Origin of the sequence: Rhodococcus sp. KRD162, from assembly GCF_017168335.1 — a bacterium.
Taxonomy (GTDB): Bacteria; Actinomycetota; Actinomycetes; order Mycobacteriales; family Mycobacteriaceae; genus Rhodococcoides.
In genome coordinates this window covers 235,728-254,418 of the sequence record NZ_JABFAU010000013.1, presented here as the reverse complement: position 1 = coordinate 254,418, position 18,691 = coordinate 235,728, and the positions used below count along the sequence as shown (strand labels likewise).

The 18,691-nt window shown below is 64.6% G+C and carries 17 protein-coding genes; 7 read left to right on the top strand and 10 right to left on the bottom strand.

Annotation, left to right across the window (positions count from 1 at the left end; genetic code table 11):
* Window positions 1-176 precede the first annotated feature (176 nt).
* From J1M87_RS18305 to J1M87_RS18295, 3 genes are read right to left on the bottom strand one after another with little or no spacing between them, the layout of a single operon-like run.
* Complete coding sequence (locus J1M87_RS18305; protein WP_206490961.1) at window positions 177-2,543, bottom strand: FdhF/YdeP family oxidoreductase; 2,367 nt, start codon at window positions 2,541-2,543, stop codon at window positions 177-179.
* Window positions 2,544-2,591: 48 nt separating this feature from the next.
* Complete coding sequence (locus J1M87_RS18300; RefSeq protein WP_206490960.1) at window positions 2,592-2,852, bottom strand: acyl-CoA-binding protein; 261 nt, start codon at window positions 2,850-2,852, stop codon at window positions 2,592-2,594.
* 29 nt (window positions 2,853-2,881) lie between these two features.
* On the bottom strand, window positions 2,882-3,454 hold the full coding sequence (locus tag J1M87_RS18295) for a TetR/AcrR family transcriptional regulator (protein WP_206490958.1): 573 nt from the start codon (window positions 3,452-3,454) through the stop codon (window positions 2,882-2,884).
* 23 nt (window positions 3,455-3,477) lie between these two features.
* Between J1M87_RS18295 and J1M87_RS18290 the strand changes: the two genes are divergently transcribed.
* Both J1M87_RS18290 and J1M87_RS18285 read left to right on the top strand, forming a co-directional pair.
* The gene (locus J1M87_RS18290; protein ID WP_206490956.1) at window positions 3,478-4,410 is read left to right on the top strand and encodes an oxygenase MpaB family protein; all 933 of its coding nucleotides are present in this window, start codon (window positions 3,478-3,480) and stop codon (window positions 4,408-4,410) included.
* A 29-nt stretch (window positions 4,411-4,439) separates the two neighbouring features.
* On the top strand, window positions 4,440-5,222 hold the full coding sequence (locus J1M87_RS18285) for an alpha/beta fold hydrolase (protein WP_206490955.1): 783 nt from the start codon (window positions 4,440-4,442) through the stop codon (window positions 5,220-5,222).
* Window positions 5,223-5,238: 16 nt separating this feature from the next.
* Here the strand turns inward: J1M87_RS18285 and J1M87_RS18280 are convergent, their stop codons facing one another.
* Window positions 5,239-6,555, bottom strand: a complete 1,317-nt coding sequence (locus J1M87_RS18280; protein WP_206490953.1) for a class I SAM-dependent methyltransferase — start codon at window positions 6,553-6,555, stop codon at window positions 5,239-5,241.
* Window positions 6,552-7,997 carry an FAD-binding oxidoreductase gene (locus J1M87_RS18275; protein ID WP_206490951.1) on the bottom strand — a complete coding sequence of 482 codons (1,446 nt, stop codon included), beginning with the start codon at window positions 7,995-7,997 and terminating at the stop codon, window positions 6,552-6,554. Before J1M87_RS18275 ends, J1M87_RS18280 begins: the two co-directional genes overlap by 4 nt.
* A gap of 258 nt (window positions 7,998-8,255) precedes the next feature.
* Between J1M87_RS18275 and J1M87_RS18270 the strand changes: the two genes are divergently transcribed.
* The 4 genes from J1M87_RS18270 to J1M87_RS18255 all read left to right on the top strand — a co-directional run bounded on the left by J1M87_RS18270 (window position 8,256) and on the right by J1M87_RS18255 (window position 10,879).
* Window positions 8,256-8,690 (top strand): SRPBCC family protein, encoded by a 435-nt coding sequence (locus J1M87_RS18270; protein WP_206490950.1) that lies wholly within the window; start codon window positions 8,256-8,258, stop codon window positions 8,688-8,690.
* 116 nt (window positions 8,691-8,806) lie between these two features.
* A complete protein-coding gene (locus J1M87_RS18265) occupies window positions 8,807-9,118 on the top strand; it encodes a YbaB/EbfC family nucleoid-associated protein (protein ID WP_241257207.1) in 312 nt (103 codons plus the stop codon).
* A gap of 3 nt (window positions 9,119-9,121) precedes the next feature.
* A complete protein-coding gene (recR, locus tag J1M87_RS18260) occupies window positions 9,122-9,730 on the top strand; it encodes a recombination mediator RecR (protein ID WP_206490948.1) in 609 nt (202 codons plus the stop codon).
* A 126-nt stretch (window positions 9,731-9,856) separates the two neighbouring features.
* On the top strand, window positions 9,857-10,879 hold the full coding sequence (locus J1M87_RS18255) for a type IV toxin-antitoxin system AbiEi family antitoxin domain-containing protein (RefSeq protein ID WP_206490946.1): 1,023 nt from the start codon (window positions 9,857-9,859) through the stop codon (window positions 10,877-10,879).
* A gap of 18 nt (window positions 10,880-10,897) precedes the next feature.
* Here the strand turns inward: J1M87_RS18255 and J1M87_RS18250 are convergent, their stop codons facing one another.
* The 3 genes from J1M87_RS18250 to J1M87_RS18240 form a co-directional block, all read right to left on the bottom strand.
* Window positions 10,898-11,608 carry a type 1 glutamine amidotransferase gene (locus J1M87_RS18250; protein WP_206490944.1) on the bottom strand — a complete coding sequence of 237 codons (711 nt, stop codon included), beginning with the start codon at window positions 11,606-11,608 and terminating at the stop codon, window positions 10,898-10,900.
* Window positions 11,601-12,863: a Mur ligase family protein gene (locus J1M87_RS18245; protein WP_206490942.1), complete on the bottom strand. Its 1,263-nt coding sequence runs from the start codon at window positions 12,861-12,863 to the stop codon at window positions 11,601-11,603. The genes J1M87_RS18250 and J1M87_RS18245 overlap by 8 nt, the downstream gene beginning before the upstream one ends.
* A gap of 85 nt (window positions 12,864-12,948) precedes the next feature.
* The gene (locus J1M87_RS18240; protein WP_206490940.1) at window positions 12,949-13,845 is read right to left on the bottom strand and encodes an EamA family transporter; all 897 of its coding nucleotides are present in this window, start codon (window positions 13,843-13,845) and stop codon (window positions 12,949-12,951) included.
* Between the two features lie 72 nt (window positions 13,846-13,917).
* Between J1M87_RS18240 and J1M87_RS18235 the strand changes: the two genes are divergently transcribed.
* Window positions 13,918-14,829, top strand: a complete 912-nt coding sequence (locus J1M87_RS18235) for a LysR family transcriptional regulator (RefSeq protein WP_206490938.1) — start codon at window positions 13,918-13,920, stop codon at window positions 14,827-14,829.
* Window positions 14,830-14,925: 96 nt separating this feature from the next.
* Here J1M87_RS18235 and leuA read toward each other — a convergent pair whose 3' ends face one another.
* Together leuA and J1M87_RS18225 are read right to left on the bottom strand one after the other, a co-directional pair.
* Window positions 14,926-16,737, bottom strand: a complete 1,812-nt coding sequence (leuA, locus tag J1M87_RS18230; RefSeq protein ID WP_206490937.1) for a 2-isopropylmalate synthase — start codon at window positions 16,735-16,737, stop codon at window positions 14,926-14,928.
* Window positions 16,738-16,888: 151 nt separating this feature from the next.
* Window positions 16,889-18,577 (bottom strand): FUSC family protein, encoded by a 1,689-nt coding sequence (locus J1M87_RS18225; RefSeq protein WP_206490935.1) that lies wholly within the window; start codon window positions 18,575-18,577, stop codon window positions 16,889-16,891.
* Window positions 18,578-18,691: the final 114 nt, after the last annotated feature.

Below are 18,691 nucleotides of genomic sequence, written 5' to 3'. Positions count from 1 at the left end.
CGGATCGCATCACATATATTTGATGTGACTCAATGTTACATAGAACACACTATGCGACAGATCGTCAACGGAGTGCTGCGGCCCGGTGCCTTCGTGCGGACCGACGAGGCCCACACCACGACGGGTGATTTCCGGAAGTGGGACGTCCGGTCCCACTTCCGGAAAACCGCGAAGGGTCAGCTCAGATGATGCGGCTGCGGGTGCGACTTGTGGCCCTCGTCCGACCCCTCGTTGTCCTGGTGACCGTCAGCGCTGCGCTGCTCACCCGTTCCCGCTGGGACCATCGAGATGATCACGGACTTGGAGGTGGGGCAGTTGCTCTGCAGCGCAGTCGAATCCAGGGGAATCAACGGATTGGTCTCCGGGTAGTACGCGGCAGCCGATCCACGAGGGGTGTCGTACTCGACGATCCTGAACGACGGTGCACACCGATGCACATCGTCGCCGTCCCACCGGGTCACCAGGTCGACCATGTCGCCGTCGCGGAAGCCGAGTGCCGAGACGTCCTCACGGTGGACGAAGATCACTCGCCGACCGTTCTCGATACCGCGGTACCGATCGCTCAGGCCGTAGATGGTGGTGTTGAACTGATCGTGGCTGCGCAGCGTCTGCAGGATCAGATGGCCGGGCGGAACCTGCAGCACGTCGATCGGTGAGACGGCGAATTCGCCGCGGCCGCTCTTGGTTCCGAAAGTCCGGCTGTCGCGAGGCGGATGCGGAAGCACGAAGCCGCCGGGGCGTCGAACATTGACCTCGTAGCCCTCGCATCCGGCCACCACTCGCGAGATGTGCGCACGAATGTTGCGGTAGTCGTCGCGGAATCCCTTCCAGTCCAGACCGTACCGATCCCCGAGAGTTGCCTCCGCGATGCCGCTGACGATGGCGACCTCGGAGCGCAGGAACGTGCTCGCAGGTGCGAGCGGACCACGCGAGGAGTGCACCGAGCAGGTCGAATCCTCGACCGAGATCCATTGCTCACCACTGGCTTGCACGTCCTTCTCGGTGCGTCCCAGGGTGGGCAGGATCAGAGCGGTCTCGCCGCAGACGAGATGGGAGCGGTTGATCTTCGTCGAGATCTGCACCGTCATCCGCATCTTGCGCAGCGCCTCGAAGGTGACATCGCTGTCCGGTGTCGCCTGGACGAAGTTGCCGCCGAGACCGAGGAAGAAATGTGCCTTACCGTCGCGCATCGCCCGGATGGAATCGACGGTGTCCAAGCCGTGCTCGCGTGGCGGCTCGAAATCGAACTCCTTCGCCAGCGCGTCCAGGAAGTGTTGCGGGGGACGCTCCCAGATGCCCATCGTCCGGTCGCCCTGCACGTTCGAGTGGCCGCGCACCGGCAGCAGGCCCGCACCGGCCTTACCGATGTTGCCTTGTGCGAACGCGAGATTGGTGACTTCCTTGATGGTGGCGACGGCATTGCGGTGCTGCGTCAGGCCCATGGCCCAGCAGAAGACAGTGGCCTTGGAGTCTCGCAGCATCTCGGCTGCCTGGGTGATCTGCTGCCGAGACAGACCGGTCACCTCGGTCACCAGATCGAAATCGACCTCGGCGACGTGCGCCTTCCACGCATCGAAGCCGACGGTGTGATTGTCGAGGAACTCGTGGTCGAGCGCGTCCCACTGCACCAGCAGTGAGCCGATGGCCTGGAAGAGTGCGAGGTCGCCGTTGAGCTTGATCGGGAGGTACAGATCCGTCAGGTCGGTGCCAGGCCCGACCATGCCGCGTGGAGTCTGCGGGTTCTTGAAGTTGAGCAGACCCGCTTCGCGAAGTGGATTGATGGACAGGATCTTTGCGCCGTTCTGCTTCGCCAGCTCGAGAGCCGAGAGCATACGGGGGTGATTGGTGCCGGGATTCTGGCCCGCGAGGATGATCAACTCGGCATTGTGGACGTCGTCGAGAGTGACGCTGGCCTTGCCGATGCCGATCGACTCCTGCAGCGCGATGGACGTCGACTCGTGGCACATGTTGGAACAGTCGGGCATGTTGTTGGTACCGAATGCTCTGGCGAAGAGTTGGTACGTGAACGCCGATTCGTTGGACGCGCGACCCGAGGTGTAGAAGATGGCCTCGTCCGGACTGGCGAGACTGTTCAACTCCTCACCGATCAGACGGAACGCCTCGTCCCACTCGATGGGCTGATAGTGGCTGCCGCCGGGCAGCTTGATCATCGGGTGCGTGATCCGACCTTGCTGACCGAGCCAGTGCTCGGTGTGCTCGTCGAGTTCGGCAATGCTGTGCTGTGCGAAGAACTCCGGGGTCGCTCGCGTCTTCGTTGCTTCCTCGGATACTGCTTTCGCGCCGTTCTCGCAGAACTCTGCCGCATGCCGATGACCCGGGTCAGGGTCGGGCCAGGCGCAGCTCATGCAGTCGAAACCCTCGGCCTGATTGAGTTCGAGGAGTGTTTGCGCCGTCCGCATCGGGCCCATATGGCCCAGCGCGCGCTTCATCGACACCGCGACGGCGACGGGCCCCGCCGCGTGGGTCTTGGGCTTGCGGATGTCGAGTTCGGCCTCGTCGACGTCGGTGTCGGAGCGTCTCATGTGGGTCCCTTCGTCGCGTTACCCCCGTGCTCGACAATAGCTGTCGGCTCAGCCGGCGAGGAGCCTGGTCACCAAATCCACGTACTGCTGCTTCGCCGAATCCTGGCTCGTACCTTCGAGCTTGGCCCAGGCATCGAACTTCGCGCGATTGACCATGTCCAACCGGCCCGGTCGCTTACCCGAGACATCGCCGATCGAACCCTGTTTGTACAACGAGTACAGACTCAGCAGGTCCTCGTTGCTCGGCTTGGACGTGAGCTTCTTGACATCGGTTTGGGCGTCGGCGAACGACTGGTCGAGATCGGACATGGAAGGTCTCCTTCTGTCTTCAGGTGGAGTCATCCTCGCACGGCAGCATCCGAGATCAGCCGAATACAGTGCGTCACGAGGGTTTCGCGGCTGACGGTGAGTGTGCTGTCGAGGTATCCGATGAACAGTGCCGTCAGTGCGCCGACGGTTCCCACGGCGATCAACTGCTGGTCGGCGGTCTCGGGAAGGCGGTCGTGCACCAACTCGACGAATCCGGGCAGAAGTTCGAGCCCGCGGCGGCTCAGAGCCGGTTCGGCCAGTGGCGCGATGAGCAGCACTCGTCCCGTTCTCGGTTCGTCGATGATGAGTTCGACGAATGCTCGGACCGCGGCGGGGATGGTTTCTTCCGGTGCCGCAACGTCGGTGACGGCCTCGACCAACGCGGTCTGCGCTCTCGATCCCACCCACGCGTACACCGCGCGGACGAACGTGTCCCGATCCGAGAAGCTCTCGTAGAAGTATCTCTCGGTCAGCCTGGCGGTACGGCACACGGCGCGCACGTTCACCGCGGGCCCGTCAGGGGAGCCGAGAAGCTCGACCCCCGCCGCGAGCAACGCGTCGTACCGCTTGGATCTTCGCTCCTCCAACCGTTGACTACGCATGTTGTCGATCCTATTCTGACAACATGCGTAGTCAGGGCGATCGCCCGGTCCCGCTCGGCCCCGAGTCGCTCACGTGGAAGTACTTCGGTGATTGGCGAGGGATGCTGCAGGGAGTGTGGACCGGTTCGATGCAGAACATGCATCCCGGGCTCGGCGCTGGGGTGGAGCAGCATTCGACGTTCTTCGACGAGCGCTGGCAGCGGCTCTACCGTTCCCTGTATCCGATCGGCGGGGTGGTGTTCGACGGCGACCGCGCCGAGGAGACCGCACTGCAGGTCCGCGGATATCACGCGAACATCAAGGGAATCGACGCCAAGGGCCGCAGGTACCACGCACTCGATCCCGACACGTTCTACTGGGCGCACGCCACCTTCTTCATGGGTACGGTGCTCACCGCCGAGAACTTCATGGGCGGTCTGACCGAGGCGCAGAAAGTGCAACTGTTCGACGAACACGTCCAGTGGTATCGCCTCTACGGCATGAGCATGCGACCGGTGCCGGCGACCTGGCCGGATTTCCAGCAGTACTGGGAACGAATGTGCGGCGACGTGTTGGAGGACAACATGGCCGCCCGTGGAGTGCTTGACCTGTCGAGACTCGGACCACCGCCGTATGCGTCCTGGCTACCGGAGCGAGTGTGGGCCGTGTTGCGTCGCCCGGTGGCGTCGCTGTTCGTCTGGATCACCGTCGGGCTCTACGAGCCCTCGGTGCGCGAGCTGCTGGGCTACAGCTGGTCTACACGGGACGAGAAGGTCTTCACGCTGTTCGGTAAGGCCGTCGACCTGGTGTTCGGGCTGGTGCCACCGCGCCGCCGGCTGCATCCGCGGGCTCGCGCCGGGTGGGACCGCGAACAGGGCCGAATCCCGCGAACGGCACCGCTGGTCCACACACCCGCGCGCAATCTTCCCCCGGTTCAGCGACGCTCGGACCCGTCGCATTACGCCCCGAATGTGTAGTTCGGTGGGCCCGGGGTACATCGAACGGTATGCACAGCATCAGAACCGGAACCGGAAAGCCGTTGATCCTCGTCCACGGGCTCGGGTCATCCCACCGAAACTGGGACCCCATCGTTGCGGCCCTCGCCGCACACCGCGAGGTGATCGCCCTCGATCTGCCCGGATTCGGCCAGACTCCACCGCTTCCCAAGGTCAGCATCGCCACCCTCACCGACGCACTGCGCACGTACCTCGACGACGAAGGACTGGCCGACGCAGATCTCGTCGGTAGCTCCATGGGCGCACGCATGGTGGTCGAGCTCGCTCGCCGCGGGCATCGAGGTTCGATGGTGGCACTCGATCCCGGCGGATTCTGGAACGACCGACAGGTCAAGATCTTCGGAGCCACGATCACCGCATCGCTGGCGCTGATGAAGCACGTTCAGCCGCTGGTGCCCTTCCTGGCAGGCAATCCGGTCACGAGAACGGCTGCGTTGGCTCAGTTCTCGGCTGCGCCGTGGAAACTGCCGAGCGGACTCGTCGAACGCGAGCTCAGGGGCTTCTCGACCAAGGCATCTCCGTCGCTCGACGCCGCTCGCAAGGCGCTGATCCACGGGCCCAAGCAGATGGGGGCCACCCAAGGGTCTCTGCAGGGCTCGCTGCTCATCGGCTGGGGTCGGCAGGACAAGGTGACCACGCCGAGCCAGGCAGCGGTGGCGATGGAGCGATTCCCCGATGCCACCCTGCACTGGTTCGACAAATGCGGTCATTTCCCGCACTGGGATCAGCCTGTCGAGACGGCGCGAGTGATCCTGCGTGCGACGGGTCGGTAGCCGTTTCGGCCTCGAGTCAGCCGTTCCACCAAGGCCGCAACGGTAGACCGGCCTGCCCCTTCGGTCCGAGCTTGACGGCCAGAACCTGGTGCAGCTGAACTACATTGCGCTCGAATCCCAGGCGGGATCCGGCCATGTACAGGCCCCATACCCGGGCCGTTCCTTCGCCTGCCTCGGCAACACACGCGTCCCAGTTGTCGACGAGGTTCTGGCACCATCCGGCGAGAGTCAGTGCGTAGTGCTCGCGCAGGTTCTCCTCGTGGCGGACCTCGAGTCCGACATCCTGGATCTCGGTGATGATCCGGCCGGAGCCGGTGAGCTCCCCGTCGGGGAAGACATACCGGTCGATGAAACTGCCTGCCTTGGCATGCGACCGGTTGTCGGGACGAGTGATCGAGTGGTTGAGCAGTCTGCCGCCGTCACGCAGTTTGGACTGAATGAAGGTGAAGTACGACGGGTAGTTGTGCACACCGATGTGCTCGGTCAGGCCGATGGAGGAGACGGCGTCGAAGTTGGTCTCGGCCACATCGCGGTAGTCGGAGAAGCGCACCTCGGCGAGTTCGGAGAGCCCTTCGTCGACGATGGCCCGCTGCGCCCACGAGGCCTGCTCCTGCGACAGCGTCACACCGATCACGCGGACGCCGCGGCGAGCGGCGTAACGCACCATCGAGCCCCACCCACAGCCGATGTCGAGCAGACGATCGCCCGGTTGCAGGCCCAGTTTGTCGAATACCAGGCGGTACTTGTTCTCCTGCGCGGCTTCCAGAGACTGATCGGCGCTCTCGAAGGCGGCACAGGTGTACGTCATCGATGGTCCGAGCACCTTCTCGTAGAAGGCGTTGGACACGTCGTAGTGGTGGTGGATCGCATCGGCGTCGCGAGTCTTGGAATGGCGCAGGCCCTCGGCGATACGACGCCACCGCGGAATCGCTTCCTGAGGTGGGGGAGCGATCGGCCGCAACACATCCCAACCGAGCGAACGAGTGATCGACGCCAGTGTCATGGCCGACGGGCGACGGAAGTGCAGTTCGTCGCCCATCAGTGCAAGCAACTCGTACGGATCGCCCGGGTGGACGCCGATGGCTTCGAGATCGCCGGACACGTAGGCGCGCGCCATACCGAGATCGCCGGGAGCTGTTGCCAGGTAGGTGGTTCCGCGCGGGCTCTTGAGGTTGAGCCCGATCTTCGCGTCCTCGGGGCCGGCCGCGCTGCCGTCGTACGCGGTGAAACGCAGCGGGATGTTGCCATCGGAGATCAGTTCCAGAATCTCGGAGATCTTGAGCTTCTGGGCACCGTTCACCGTGCGATTGCCGGAGTCCTTGAACGTCGTCATCTGCGTTGCACCGCCTTCGAGTACAAATCCAGCAATCGGGATTCGGGATCGTATTTCTTCTTCAGTTCTTCGTACTTCTCGCCGCCGTACAGCTCGGCGAATTCATCCTCGGTGTAGTAAGCATCCGAGTACAGCGATTTATGCCCGTCGAAGTCGGTGACCTTCTTCTCGATGGCGCGGTTCGCAGCACCTTCGGGTTCCCCGGCGACGATCGGGACCGAGGACCAGAAGCCGATGTTGACGTAGGTGCGTTTCGGTTCGAGCGGGTACAGCGGCCACGGCCGAGCAGCGTTGGCTCCTGGAGCTGCCGGTTCGCGAAGGCGCAACGGGCACAACCACAACGGCTCGATGGGGATCTCACCCAGGAACCAGTGCACGAAGGCTGCGGTGTGTTCGATGGGAACCTCGACGTCCTGTACGACGCGTTCGCGCGGCGGGTTTCCCTTGCGCTTCTCGAGTCGGTCGGCGATGTCGTACTTGCGATCGAGGGCGATCAACTTCCAGTAGAAGCTGCTGCGTCGGTATTTGCGTGGCCAGAAGCGGCGAATTCTCGGGTTCTGTGTCCCGAATGCGCGTGAGCACCAGAACCAGTCGGTGTCCCACCGCCACAGGTAATCGTGAATGGTCAGCCGGTCGGTCTTCGGCATCGCCGAATCGTGTTGGATCGAGCGGTAGAAGATCTCGGCACCGGTGTAATCGCTGACCGGTCCGGGCTCGTCGGTCTGGACCCCGAGCGTGAGGTAGCTTTCGTCGGCGCTGAAGACCACGCCGTCGAGGTACTGGACTTCGATTCCCTCGTACTCGCGCCGGGTGACGATGGCGTCCATCGTGGCCTGCAGCGAGTCCAGATCGTGGAATCGTAGGTGGCGCAACGCAACATAGGGCAGTACCGGCTCGAGCTGAATTCTCAGTCGCGTGGAGTAGCCGAGGGTGCCGTACGAGTTGGGGAATCCCCAGTAGAGGTCCGCGTGCTCGCCCTCGGGCGTCGCGGTGATGATCTCGCCGTTGCCGGTCAGTACGTCGATCTCGAGCACCGACTCGTGCGGGAGCCCGCTACGGAACGATGTCGACTCGATACCGAGGCCGGTGACGGCCCCGCCGAGCGTGATGGTTTTGAGCTGCGGGACGACGAGAGGGGCCAACCCGTAGGGGAGCGTCGCATCGACGAGATCCTCGTACGTGCACATTCCCGCGACATCGGCGGTGTGGTTGTCGGGATCGACGGAGATGACCTTGCTCAGGCCGGACACGTCCAGTCCGGGTGTCGTCGATGTGGTCCTGGCCCGAAACAGGTTGGACGTCTTCTTCGCCAGACGCACCGTCGCATCGGTCGGGATCGCGCGATAGCTGCGAAGCAGCTGCTCGACGCCCGACCGGTGCGCTGCGTAACCACTCTCCCTCGGTTCTGGCCGTCGTCCGAGGAAAGCACTCACTGAAGCCACATACAGACGCTATATCTCGTACCGGCTGGTATCCAGCGGCGGAGGCAATCGAGCACGGAAACTTCACGTAACTGTTGCCGAGAAGCTCGGGTGAATCCGAGCAAATCGGACAAATGGTTGCATCATGCATGCATTTTGTTCGAGGCTGCGGGTGTCGTATGAAGCACGTCACATATTCCTCGACGTGATGCCGAACGTAGCCGCCGGGAAGTGCAGGATGGATGTACAACCAGTTCGCTATCGAAGGAGAACAGTTCCGTGGGTCAGGTCAGGGCATCCAGTTCCGCAACCATTGCTGCCACACCGGATCGGGTACTCGCCGCCCTCTCCGACTACGAGACCGTGCGTCCACGCATCCTGCCTCAGCAGTACCGCGACTACGAGGTCGTCGAGGGTGGGCAGGGAAGTGGAACCGTGGCCAAGTGGACCCTGCAGGCCACCGAGAAGCGAGTACGCAACGTCGCAGCGACCGTCACCGTCGACGGCACCACCATCACCGAGCGTGACGCCAACTCCTCGATGGTCACCACCTGGACGGTAGCTCCTGACGGCGGCGGCAGCACCGTCACCACCACCACGGAGTGGAAGGGCGCGGGCGGAATCGGCGGATTCTTCGAGAAGACCTTCGCGCCCCTGGGCTTGAAGAAGATCCAGGCGAGCACGCTGGAGAACCTGCGCCGCGAACTGATCTAGGCGGCAGTCCAGTCGCGACGTGGGGTCGAGCGTCGCCGATGACCGTGCGACTACGCTGGTGTTCGCTTCGACCCACGCGAGAGGACGGCACAGTGCAACCCGGTGAGCAGCCCGATATGGCATCGATCCTGCAGCAGGCCCAGCAGATGCAGCAGCAGCTGATGGCGGCGCAGGCCGAGATCGCGGAAACCGAAGTGACGGGCCAGGCAGGCGGCGGGCTCGTCGTCGCCACCGTCAAGGGAACCGGTGAGGTGGTCGGACTGACCATCGACCCCAAGATCGTCGACCCGGACGATGTCGAGACCCTGCAGGACCTGGTGATCGGTGCCATCGCAGATGCAGCGAAAGCAGCTCAGGCCGTGACGAGCGAGAAGCTCGGCCCCCTCGCCGGTGGACTCGGCGGCATGCCCGGCCTGCCCGGGTTCTAGCCGGTGTACGAAGGTCCGGTACAGGATCTGATCGACGAACTCGGCAAATTTCCCGGCGTCGGTCCGAAAAGCGCTCAGCGCATAGCCTTTCACCTGCTCGCTGTCGAGCCGCCCGAGGTGGACCGGCTCATGCGTGCGCTGCAGCGTATTCGCGACGGCGTGCAGTTCTGCATCGTCTGCGGCACGGTCTCGGACAAGGAACTGTGCCGAATCTGCGCTGATTCACGCCGCGACAGATCCATCATCTGCGTCGTCGAAGAACCCAAAGATGTTCAGGCCGTGGAGCGTACGCGAGAGTTCAAAGGCCGCTATCACGTCCTCGGCGGAGCGCTCGATCCACTGAACGGAGTGGGCCCGGATCAGCTTCGCATTCGAGAATTGTTGACTCGTGTGGGAACTCAGGACGACGGCGTCGACGTCACCGAGGTCATCATTGCCACCGACCCCAACACCGAGGGCGAAGCCACGGCCACCTATCTGGTGCGCATGATGCGCGATTTCCCCGGCCTGTCCATCACGCGCCTGGCCTCGGGTCTACCCATGGGCGGGGATCTCGAATTTGCCGACGAACTCACATTGGGCAGGGCGCTCACCGGGCGACGGCGTATGTAGAGCGGCTTCGCCGCACGTGCACGAAACTTCGTAGCAGTGGTCGAGTTTCTGCTCACGACCCGAAGTTGTACACAGCCTGTGGATAGATTCTGACGCTGTCACCTCAAACCGGCCATCCTGAGGTCCATGAGGACGAGACCAGTCGGTGCGTGGCAGCGAATGCTGGACGATCAGCACGGAATCATCACCACAAAACAGATGCATGCGTTTGGCGTCAACAAGGACTCGATCGGCCACTGCGTGGAAAACGGGCAGTGGCTGAGAGTGTTTCGGGGAGTCATCTCGGTCACCAATGGGCCTTTGACACGTGAGATGCATTTGTCTGCAGCATTGCTGTACGCGGGGCGGGGAGCACTACTCAGTCACACCACCGCCGCTGAGGAGTGGGGGTGGGTTCGGCCTGGTCCAGGCCCGGTTCACGTCACCGTTCCCTACGGCTGCTCCGCCACCAGCAGACCACCGACGATGCGGCACGCCAAGCGGAACGTCACTTCGGAGAGCAACGCGCAAATCCATCCCGGCGTGATCGTGCACCGTTCTCGAGCCATAAGCCACATCGGTGTCGAGACGAATCCGGCGCGAACGAGCATTGCCGATACGGTCCTGGATCTTGTTGTCGCAGAGTCGACGTCGCGGCAAGCGACTATCACGTTGGTCTCGGCGATGTCCTCGGGCGGTGTGAACGTTGAGGCCATGGCGCGCAAGGTCCAGGTTCGGCGACCGCTACTCTACCTGAAACCGATTCTGCACACACTGACTCTCATGCGCGACGGGGTCCATTCTGCACTCGAGCACCGCTACGCTCTCGACGTGGAGCAGGCGCACGGGCTTCCGGCCGCCCGGCGACAGGCCCCGGTCTTCGTCGATGGCCGGCAACTTTTCGAGGATGTTCGTTACGCGACCTGCGACCTCATCGTCAGGCTCGACGGCCAGGCCTTCCACTCCGCCAAGCAACGTCGTTTTCGAGATCGGCGACGCGACAATGCCGCCGAGCTACGGAACCTGCCGCGCTTGATGTACGGCTGGCACGAAGTAACCGAGGACCCGTGCGGTGTGTACCGAGAGGTCCGTGAGGTGCTGGTGAGAGAGGGATGGAACGACTCGTCGCACCCGTGCGAGCAGTGCACCCTTGTGAGTGGAAACTCGTAGTGGGCTACGAGATTACGTTCACGTGCGGCGAAGCCGCTCCCTGCGCAATTGCGCAACCTCGGGCAGCTCGAGGGGAGCGAGGGTCGTCCCCAGCGCACGCTCGAGCAGGTAATCCGCCAGCTCGGGGTTTCGGGCGAGGACCGGCCCGTGCATGTAGGTGCCGAGCACAGACCCCTGTACGACGCCCTCGCGTCCGTCACCGACGCCGTTACCGACACCGTGGGTGACCTTGGCCAAAGGGGACGCGTCGAGTCCGAGGGTTGTTCCGCCGCGGTGGTTCTCGAATCCAGTGAGTTTCTGGGTGAGGCCCTCGAGAGTGGGTTCGGTGACGACCTCACCGATGGACCGGGTGGCTTGCGGGGCGGTGGTGACGTCGAACAGCGAGATGCCGTCGACGCGTTCTCCTGCGGAGGTCTCATACCAGTGGCCGAGTACCTGGATCGCGGCGCAGATGGCGAGCACCGGAGCGCCGCGCTCCGCGGCGTTCTGCAGGCCGGGGTATCGGGTGAGATGGCGCGTGGCCAGACGTTGTGCTGAATCCTCGGCTCCGCCAAGGGTGTACACGTCGAGTGAATCGGGAACCGGATCGCTGAGGGTGATCTGCACTACCTCGGCGTCGATGTCTCGCATGCGGAGCCGCTGCCGCAGAATGAGTGCGTTGCCGTTGTCGCCGTAGGTGCCCATCACGTCGGGCAGGACGAGGCCGATACGAACGGTGGACTCAGACATCTCTCGTCTCCCGGGCCAGTGCGCGTCCGAGATCGCGGAACGCGGTGTAGTTGGCGAGTACTTCCACGCGTCCTGGCGGGCAGGATGCAATGGCCTGCAACGGATCTGCAACGGTGGTATGCGGCGAGCCGGCGTAGAGCAGCCGCACCCCCAGGTCGGTCGCACGTTCACCGGACGCGACGACGGCGACGTTCTCGAAGTGCTCGAAGCGAACGTCCCACAACCACGAGAGATCCTCGCCGTCCGGTACCTGACCGTTGACGGCGATGACGAGGCCGTCGACCGTGGGGTCGATCATCGACAACGCTTCCTGCCATCCGGCGGGATTCTTGGCGAGAAGCATACGGACGGAATGCGATCCGTACTCGATCGTGGAGTAGCGTCCGGCCACTTCGTCCACGCCCGACGCGGCGGCGACGGCATCTTCGGGTGTCGCGCCGAGCGTCACCGCGGCGGCGACGGCTTGAGCTGCATTGCCGCGGTTGGCTTTTCCGGGCAGAGCCAACGACATCGGGAGGACGAGCCCGTCCGGCCCGTAGAGGTTCTCGTCGTCGAGCCACCAGTGCGGCGTCGGACGCTGGAAGTCGCTTCCGGTGCTGTACCAGTGCTCTCCGTCCCACAGGATGGGCTCACCGGTGCGTGGGCAGCTGACCGAGTCGCCCGCCCAACCGCCGCCCGCGGCGACCCATACGACGTTCGGTGCGTCGAAGGCGGCGGAGGTGACCAGGACGTCATCGCAGTTGGCGACGACAACGGTATCGGGATGCCGCGCCAGTCCGGCACGCAGCTTGCGTTCGATCATGTTGATCTCGCCCACCCGGTCGAGCTGGTCGCGACTGAGGTTGAGTAGCACGATGGCGGCGGGGTCGACGGCGTCGGCCACATGGGGCACGTGCAGTTCGTCGACCTCGAGGGCCGCGAGCGCAGCATCGAAGTGGGCGTGCAGGGCGGCGACGATGCCTGCGTCCATGTTCGCGCCGTCGGCCTGGGTGGCGACATCACCGAGCGTGGACAGTGCGGCCGCTGTCATTCTGGTGGTGGTGGATTTGCCGTTGGTGCCGGTGACGATGACGGTGCGTCGGTCGCGGCCGAGCTCGCCGAGGATGTTCGGATCGATCTTGAGTGCGACGAGTCCGCCGATCATCGAGCCCTTGCCCCGGCCTGCCTTGCGGGACGCCCAGGTCGCCAGCTCCGCCGCGCGCAGTGCCACCCGGCCACGTGCGCCGATACGTCTGCGCTCACCCACTTCAACCATCCGCCGAGTCTGGCACAGAAGACTGCACAGTTTCACCTCGGCGACCACGACTCTTCGGCCCTTCGGCCCGCTCGTGTCGCTGCCCTCACACCGGCACTTTCTCTCGGGCTTCGGCAGGTCGCCGAACGGACATGCCGCCGAGGCAACCGCCGATCACGACGACACCGCCGATCAGTGCCAGCACCGACGGGGTCTCGCTCAAGAAGATCCACGCGGCGGCGATGCCGACGACGGGAACCAGCAGCGAGAACGGCGCGACAAGTCCGGCGGGATTGCGGCTCATCAGAACGGTCCACAGTCCGCTGCCGATGATGGTGGCAGGAATCACGATGTAGGCCAACGCGACCAGACCGGGCCAACCCTGCGGGCCGAAGGCGTCGGACACTGCGTGCCACCCGGCGCTCGGGCCTTCGACGACAGCGGACAGCGCCAGCATCGGGATCGGCGGTACGACGGTCATCCACAGCATCAGCCGCATCGGAGATTCGGCCTTGGCGAGTCGGTTTCCCAGGTTTCCGAAGGCCCAGCCGAGTCCGGCGAGGAGGGTCAGGATCACCGGAAGCAGGGTGGCGTTGTTGGCGCGATCCCAGCCGATCAGCACCATGCCGAGCACTGCGACCGCGATGCCGATCGCTTGCCTGCGGGTGACGTGTTCGCGCAGTAGGACGGCCCCGAGTACGACGGTGAACGGGGCGGACGACTGCAGCACGAGCGAGGCCAACCCGGTGGGCATACCGGCCGCCATCGCTGCGAACAGGAAGGCGAACTGGAGGAAGCCGAAGCCGAAGCCGTAGAGCAGCAGCCACTTCAGCGGCACCCTCGGGCGGGGGATGAACAGTACGACTGGAACGGCGATCACCAGGAAGCGCAGAGCTGCGAAGAAGAACGGCGGAAAGTGGTCCAGTCCGACGCGTATGGCGAGGAAGTTGAGCCCCCACAGCACGACGACGGTCAGTCCGAGGAGGCGGTCGCGAGTGGTCATGCTGCTCATCCTGAAGGGCGTAAACAGTCAGCACAATCGAATAAAAACGCATCAACAGTTAAGATTTACTGCATGAATGTGGAGCGGCTTCGGATCATGCGCGAGCTCGCCGATCGCGGCACCGTCGCCGCTGTAGCCGACGCGATGTCGATGACACCATCGGCGGTATCCCAGCAACTCAAGCTGCTGGCCCGAGAAGCCGGTGTTTCGCTCCTCGAACCCGACGGACGCCGGCTCCGGCTCACCGACGCCGGGCGTGCATTGGTGCTCAGGGCCGACGACGTCCTCTCCGCCCTCGCCCGCGCAACGGCTGAAATGGAGCGATATCGAGCGTCCCCGCGGGGACGCGTCCGAGTCGCGCTGTTCCCCTCCGGAGCCGCGCTGCTGCTGTCGGGGGTGCTGACGAGGCTGGCGAACTCGGACGTGGACATCGATGCGCGCGACGAGGACCTGCCGGCATCCTCGGTGCCGCAGCTGCTCGCCGACTACGACGTCGTGCTCACGCACCGGGATGAGCGAGCTCCGTCCACCGAAGGTCCGCGCATCGAGGTGACACCCCTGATGCGGGAACCCATCGACCTGGTGCTGCCGCCCGGGCATGCTCTGGCACAGCACGACACGGTGGACCTCCGAGAATTGGCCGACGAGCGCTGGATCAGCGTTCGGGGTGGATTCCCGGTCGACGACGTACTGCTCTCGGTGGCCGCTGCGACCGGCGTAGAACCGCGAGTAGTTCAGCGCGTGAACGACTTTCGCGTGACCGAGACTCTCGTCGCCGCGGGCCACGGCGTGGCGCTGATGCCCCGATACGCCGTCGTGCATCCGGGTCTGGTGCGCCGAGAACTGTCCGGCGTGCGGGCCGGACGGATCTACGAACTGGCGACGCGACCGGACGCGGGCAGGCTACCGGCGATCGCCGCTGTGCTCGACGCATTCCGGGCGGAAGCGGACTACAGCACGGCGCAGTGGCCTTCGGTGTCCTGAACCAGTCCCGATCCGCTTCCAGCAAGGGTGCCTCGTGAGACCGCGAAAATGCCGCCCGTTCGTGATGAACAGGCGGCATCTCGTCGAGCGGAGAACTTACTTCAGCGCGCGGTTCACGGCCGAGACCACGGCGCGCAGCGAGGCAGTGGTGATCGACGTCGCGATTCCGACTCCCCACACCGTGCTGGCGACTCCGGCAGGGGAGGTGACCGAGGCCTCGACATAGGCCGCGGCCTGGGCGTCGTCGCCTGCGGACATGGCGTGCTCGGAGTAGTCCAGGACGCTGACGTCGAATCCGATGGTCGACAATGCGTCGACGAACGACGCGAGTGGGCCGTTGCCGGATCCGGAGATCTCCTGCTCCACGCCGTCGACCTTGACCGTCGCGGTGATCGTGTCGGTTCCGCCGTCGTGCTCGGCTGCCACCACCGACTGCTTGATGCGCTCGAGCGGGCGGATCGGGGTCAGGTACTCCTCGGCGAAGACGTCCCACATCTCCTTGGGCGAGACCTCACCGCCCTCACCGTCGGTGATGCGCTGCACGGCCTGGGAGAACTCGATCTGCAGGCGACGCGGCAGGTTCAAACCGTGGTCGGACTTCATGATGTACGCGACGCCACCCTTGCCGGACTGCGAGTTGACGCGAATGACGGCCTCGTACGTGCGTCCGACGTCCTTCGGGTCGACAGGCAGATAAGGAACCTGCCAGGTGACATCCCCGATGTCCGAACCCTGTTCGTCCGCAGTGACTTTCATGGCGTCGAGGCCCTTGTTGATGGCGTCCTGGTGGCTGCCGGAGAAGGCGGTGTAGACCAGGTCGCCGCCGTAGGGGTGGCGCTCGGCGACGGGAAGTTGGTTGCAGTACTCCACCGTTCGGCGGACCTCGTCGATGTTGGAGAAGTCGATCTGCGGGTCGACGCCACGAGTGAACAGGTTCAGGCCGAGGGTGACCAGGCAGACGTTGCCGGTGCGCTCGCCGTTGCCGAACAGGCAGCCCTCGATCCGATCTGCGCCGGCCTGGTATCCGAGTTCTGCTGCGGCGACACCGGTTCCGCGGTCGTTGTGCGGGTGCAGTGACAGCACGATGCTGTCGCGGCGGTCCAGATTGCGGCTCATCCACTCGATCGAATCGGCGTAGACGTTCGGTGTCGCCATCTCGACGGTGGCCGGCAGGTTCAGGATCAGCGGCTTGTCGGGTGTGGGATCGATGATCGCGGTGACCGCGTCGCACACCTCCTTGGCGTAGCTGAGCTCGGTGCCGGTGTACGACTCGGGGGAGTACTCGTAGCGCCAGTCGGTATCGGGGAACTTGGCCGCTTCCTCGAGCACCTTGGACGCGCCATCGGTCGCGATCTTCTTGATGACCTCACGATCGGCCCGGAACACCACTCGGCGCTGCAGGATCGACGTCGAATTGTAGAAATGCACGATGACGCTGCGCGCGCCCTCGCACGCGACGAAAGTGCGCTCGATCAGCTCGGGGCGGCACTGCGTCAGGACCTGAATGGTGACGTCGTCGGGGATCGCGCCGTCCTCGATGATCTCGCGGACGAAATCGAAATCGGTCTGACTGGCCGAAGGGAAGCCGACCTCGATCTGCTTGTAGCCCATCCGCACCAGCAGATCGAACATCCGGCGCTTGCGGGCCGGGCTCATCGGATCGATCAGCGCCTGATTGCCATCGCGCAGGTCCACCGCGCACCACTGCGGGGTGCGGTCGATGACCTTGTCCGGCCAGGTGCGGTCGGGGAGGGTGATGGCTTCCACTTCCTCGGCGAACGGCCGATAGCGGAACGTGGGCATCGAGGAGTTCTTCTGGGTGTTCCAGGCAGGCTGATCGCTGGGCGCGGGCCGCGAGGGCGGGGTGATGGTGCGAGTTCCCGAGGTGAATGCGTCGGCTGGTGACATGGTCTTCGTCTCTCCGTACAGATCAAAGCAATGTGTTCGACCGGCGCAACGAACCCCGCGACGGGAAGCCAGTCTGGTCTCAGACCCCGTCGCGGCTGTTAAGAAGGAGAGCTCGCAGCATGTGGTGAGTGTACTACCGCGCGCTCACGGTCTACCCGAGGGTTGAGGAGTCGAATTTTCCCGCCACGATCTCGTGTTTGCGCTGCCAGAGGTCGATGTCGTTCAGTCGTCCGACATCGGCGTCGGTCCAACACTGCGCGAGCAGTTCGTAACCGAGGCGATCGACCTCCGCATGCTGCGGCCACACGCGATGTGCCCACCGTCGATCGTTGTGCGCCGCTTCTACTCCCGCAAGCGCCGCACCCACCAACTCGAATTGCACATCTCGTTGAAGCGCCAGAGTTTCCGGTGCCGTGACCGAGTGCGTCTGCAGCCGCGTCAACAGTGCGTCGGTCAAGCGGAGAACCTGCCGATCGGCTCGCAGCAACGCGCGGCGAAAGGCACCCGGCAACAACAGCCACAGAGTGGCGAACGCGACGGCGACACCCACCGAGGTCTCCACGACACGATCGACGACGAGGCCGCCGAGCGGGGCACCCGGGTGCGAGATGGTGCCCATCAGCAATGCGAGCGGAGTGATGAAGGTGACCGCAAGCCCGTAGTTGCGCGGCACCGAGATCTCGATCGCGAACTGCAGCAGCATCATCAGCGCGATCACGGCGAGGCCGCCGAGAGGCGAGAGATAGATCGCGGAGAACACCACCACACCCGCCAGGGTCCCGCCGAGCCGTTGCAGCCCCCGATACGTCCCGTGCAGTCGATCAGGGCCCTGCTGCAGCACCAGAACCGCGCCGAGGATGGCCCAGTCCGGTCTGCTCAGATCCAGCGCCACACTGATCCCGCCCGCGACCGCTGCCGCGCAGAACACCCGAATCGCGGTGGAGGACGCATGCGAATCACGATGCAGCGAGCGGCGCAACCGATACCCGACCCCCGGCCGAGCCAACGGCAACTGATCGCGCGGTGATTCCACCGCACCGTCGGGATCCGGCACCGAACCGGCGCGCGCCGAGGTTGCTGCGGCAAACGCCCGATGCGCGTCGAACAAGGTCTCGACCAGGTGGGGCCTCGATGCCAACCGAGCAGAGCCTGCGTCGTAGAGCGCGGCCCAGGCACCGTGCAGTCGGACGGCGGCAGTGTGACGATCGGCGGCAGACGGCGTCGGCGCGCTCGTGTACTTCTCGATCGCTCCCACCGCAGCGGCGACGGCCGAGCGTTCGGGTCCGCGCGGATCCCACAACACTCCCGACATCGCCACCACCAGCGCCGACGCGACCCCGAGGGCGGCGAACGCGGCCCCACGTTCGGCGCTGATGCCGGCAGCGGGCAGATACGACGACACCGCGCACACCAGGACGAAGAAGAACGCGCCCGGTGGTCCCAGCCGCAACGCGGCAATGACGTAGACCGCTACGAGGGCGAGCAGAGACAGTGTCGCGACCGGAATCATCCGTGCTGCCGGCGTCTGACCCAGATCGAGGGCGATCTGACCGGACATCGCACCCAACCAGACCGAGCTGACCAGTGCCGCGCCCGCGATCAACACCACCGACCAGCGCGACCGATACGGCCGCCCCTCGCCGTAGATGACCGCAAAACTCCCGGAGACCAGTAGCAACGCCTCGGAATGGAATCCCAGAATCCACGCCGTGATCGCCGGAATTCCGAACGCCAGCGCCGAACGCACACCACCGGGCCACACGCGACCGACGGGAGGCAACCCGAACAGCACCCGCAGACCTCTCGGAGGCGGGGGCGGTTGGTGCTCGGGAAAACTCACCCGATCATCGTAGGGCAGGCGTATCCGCAGGCGAGAGGGGCTAAAGTCCCAGCTCGGAGCCACCCGGGCCACGACACGAGGTGCCAACTCGGTAAGGTGACCGCGAACGAACTC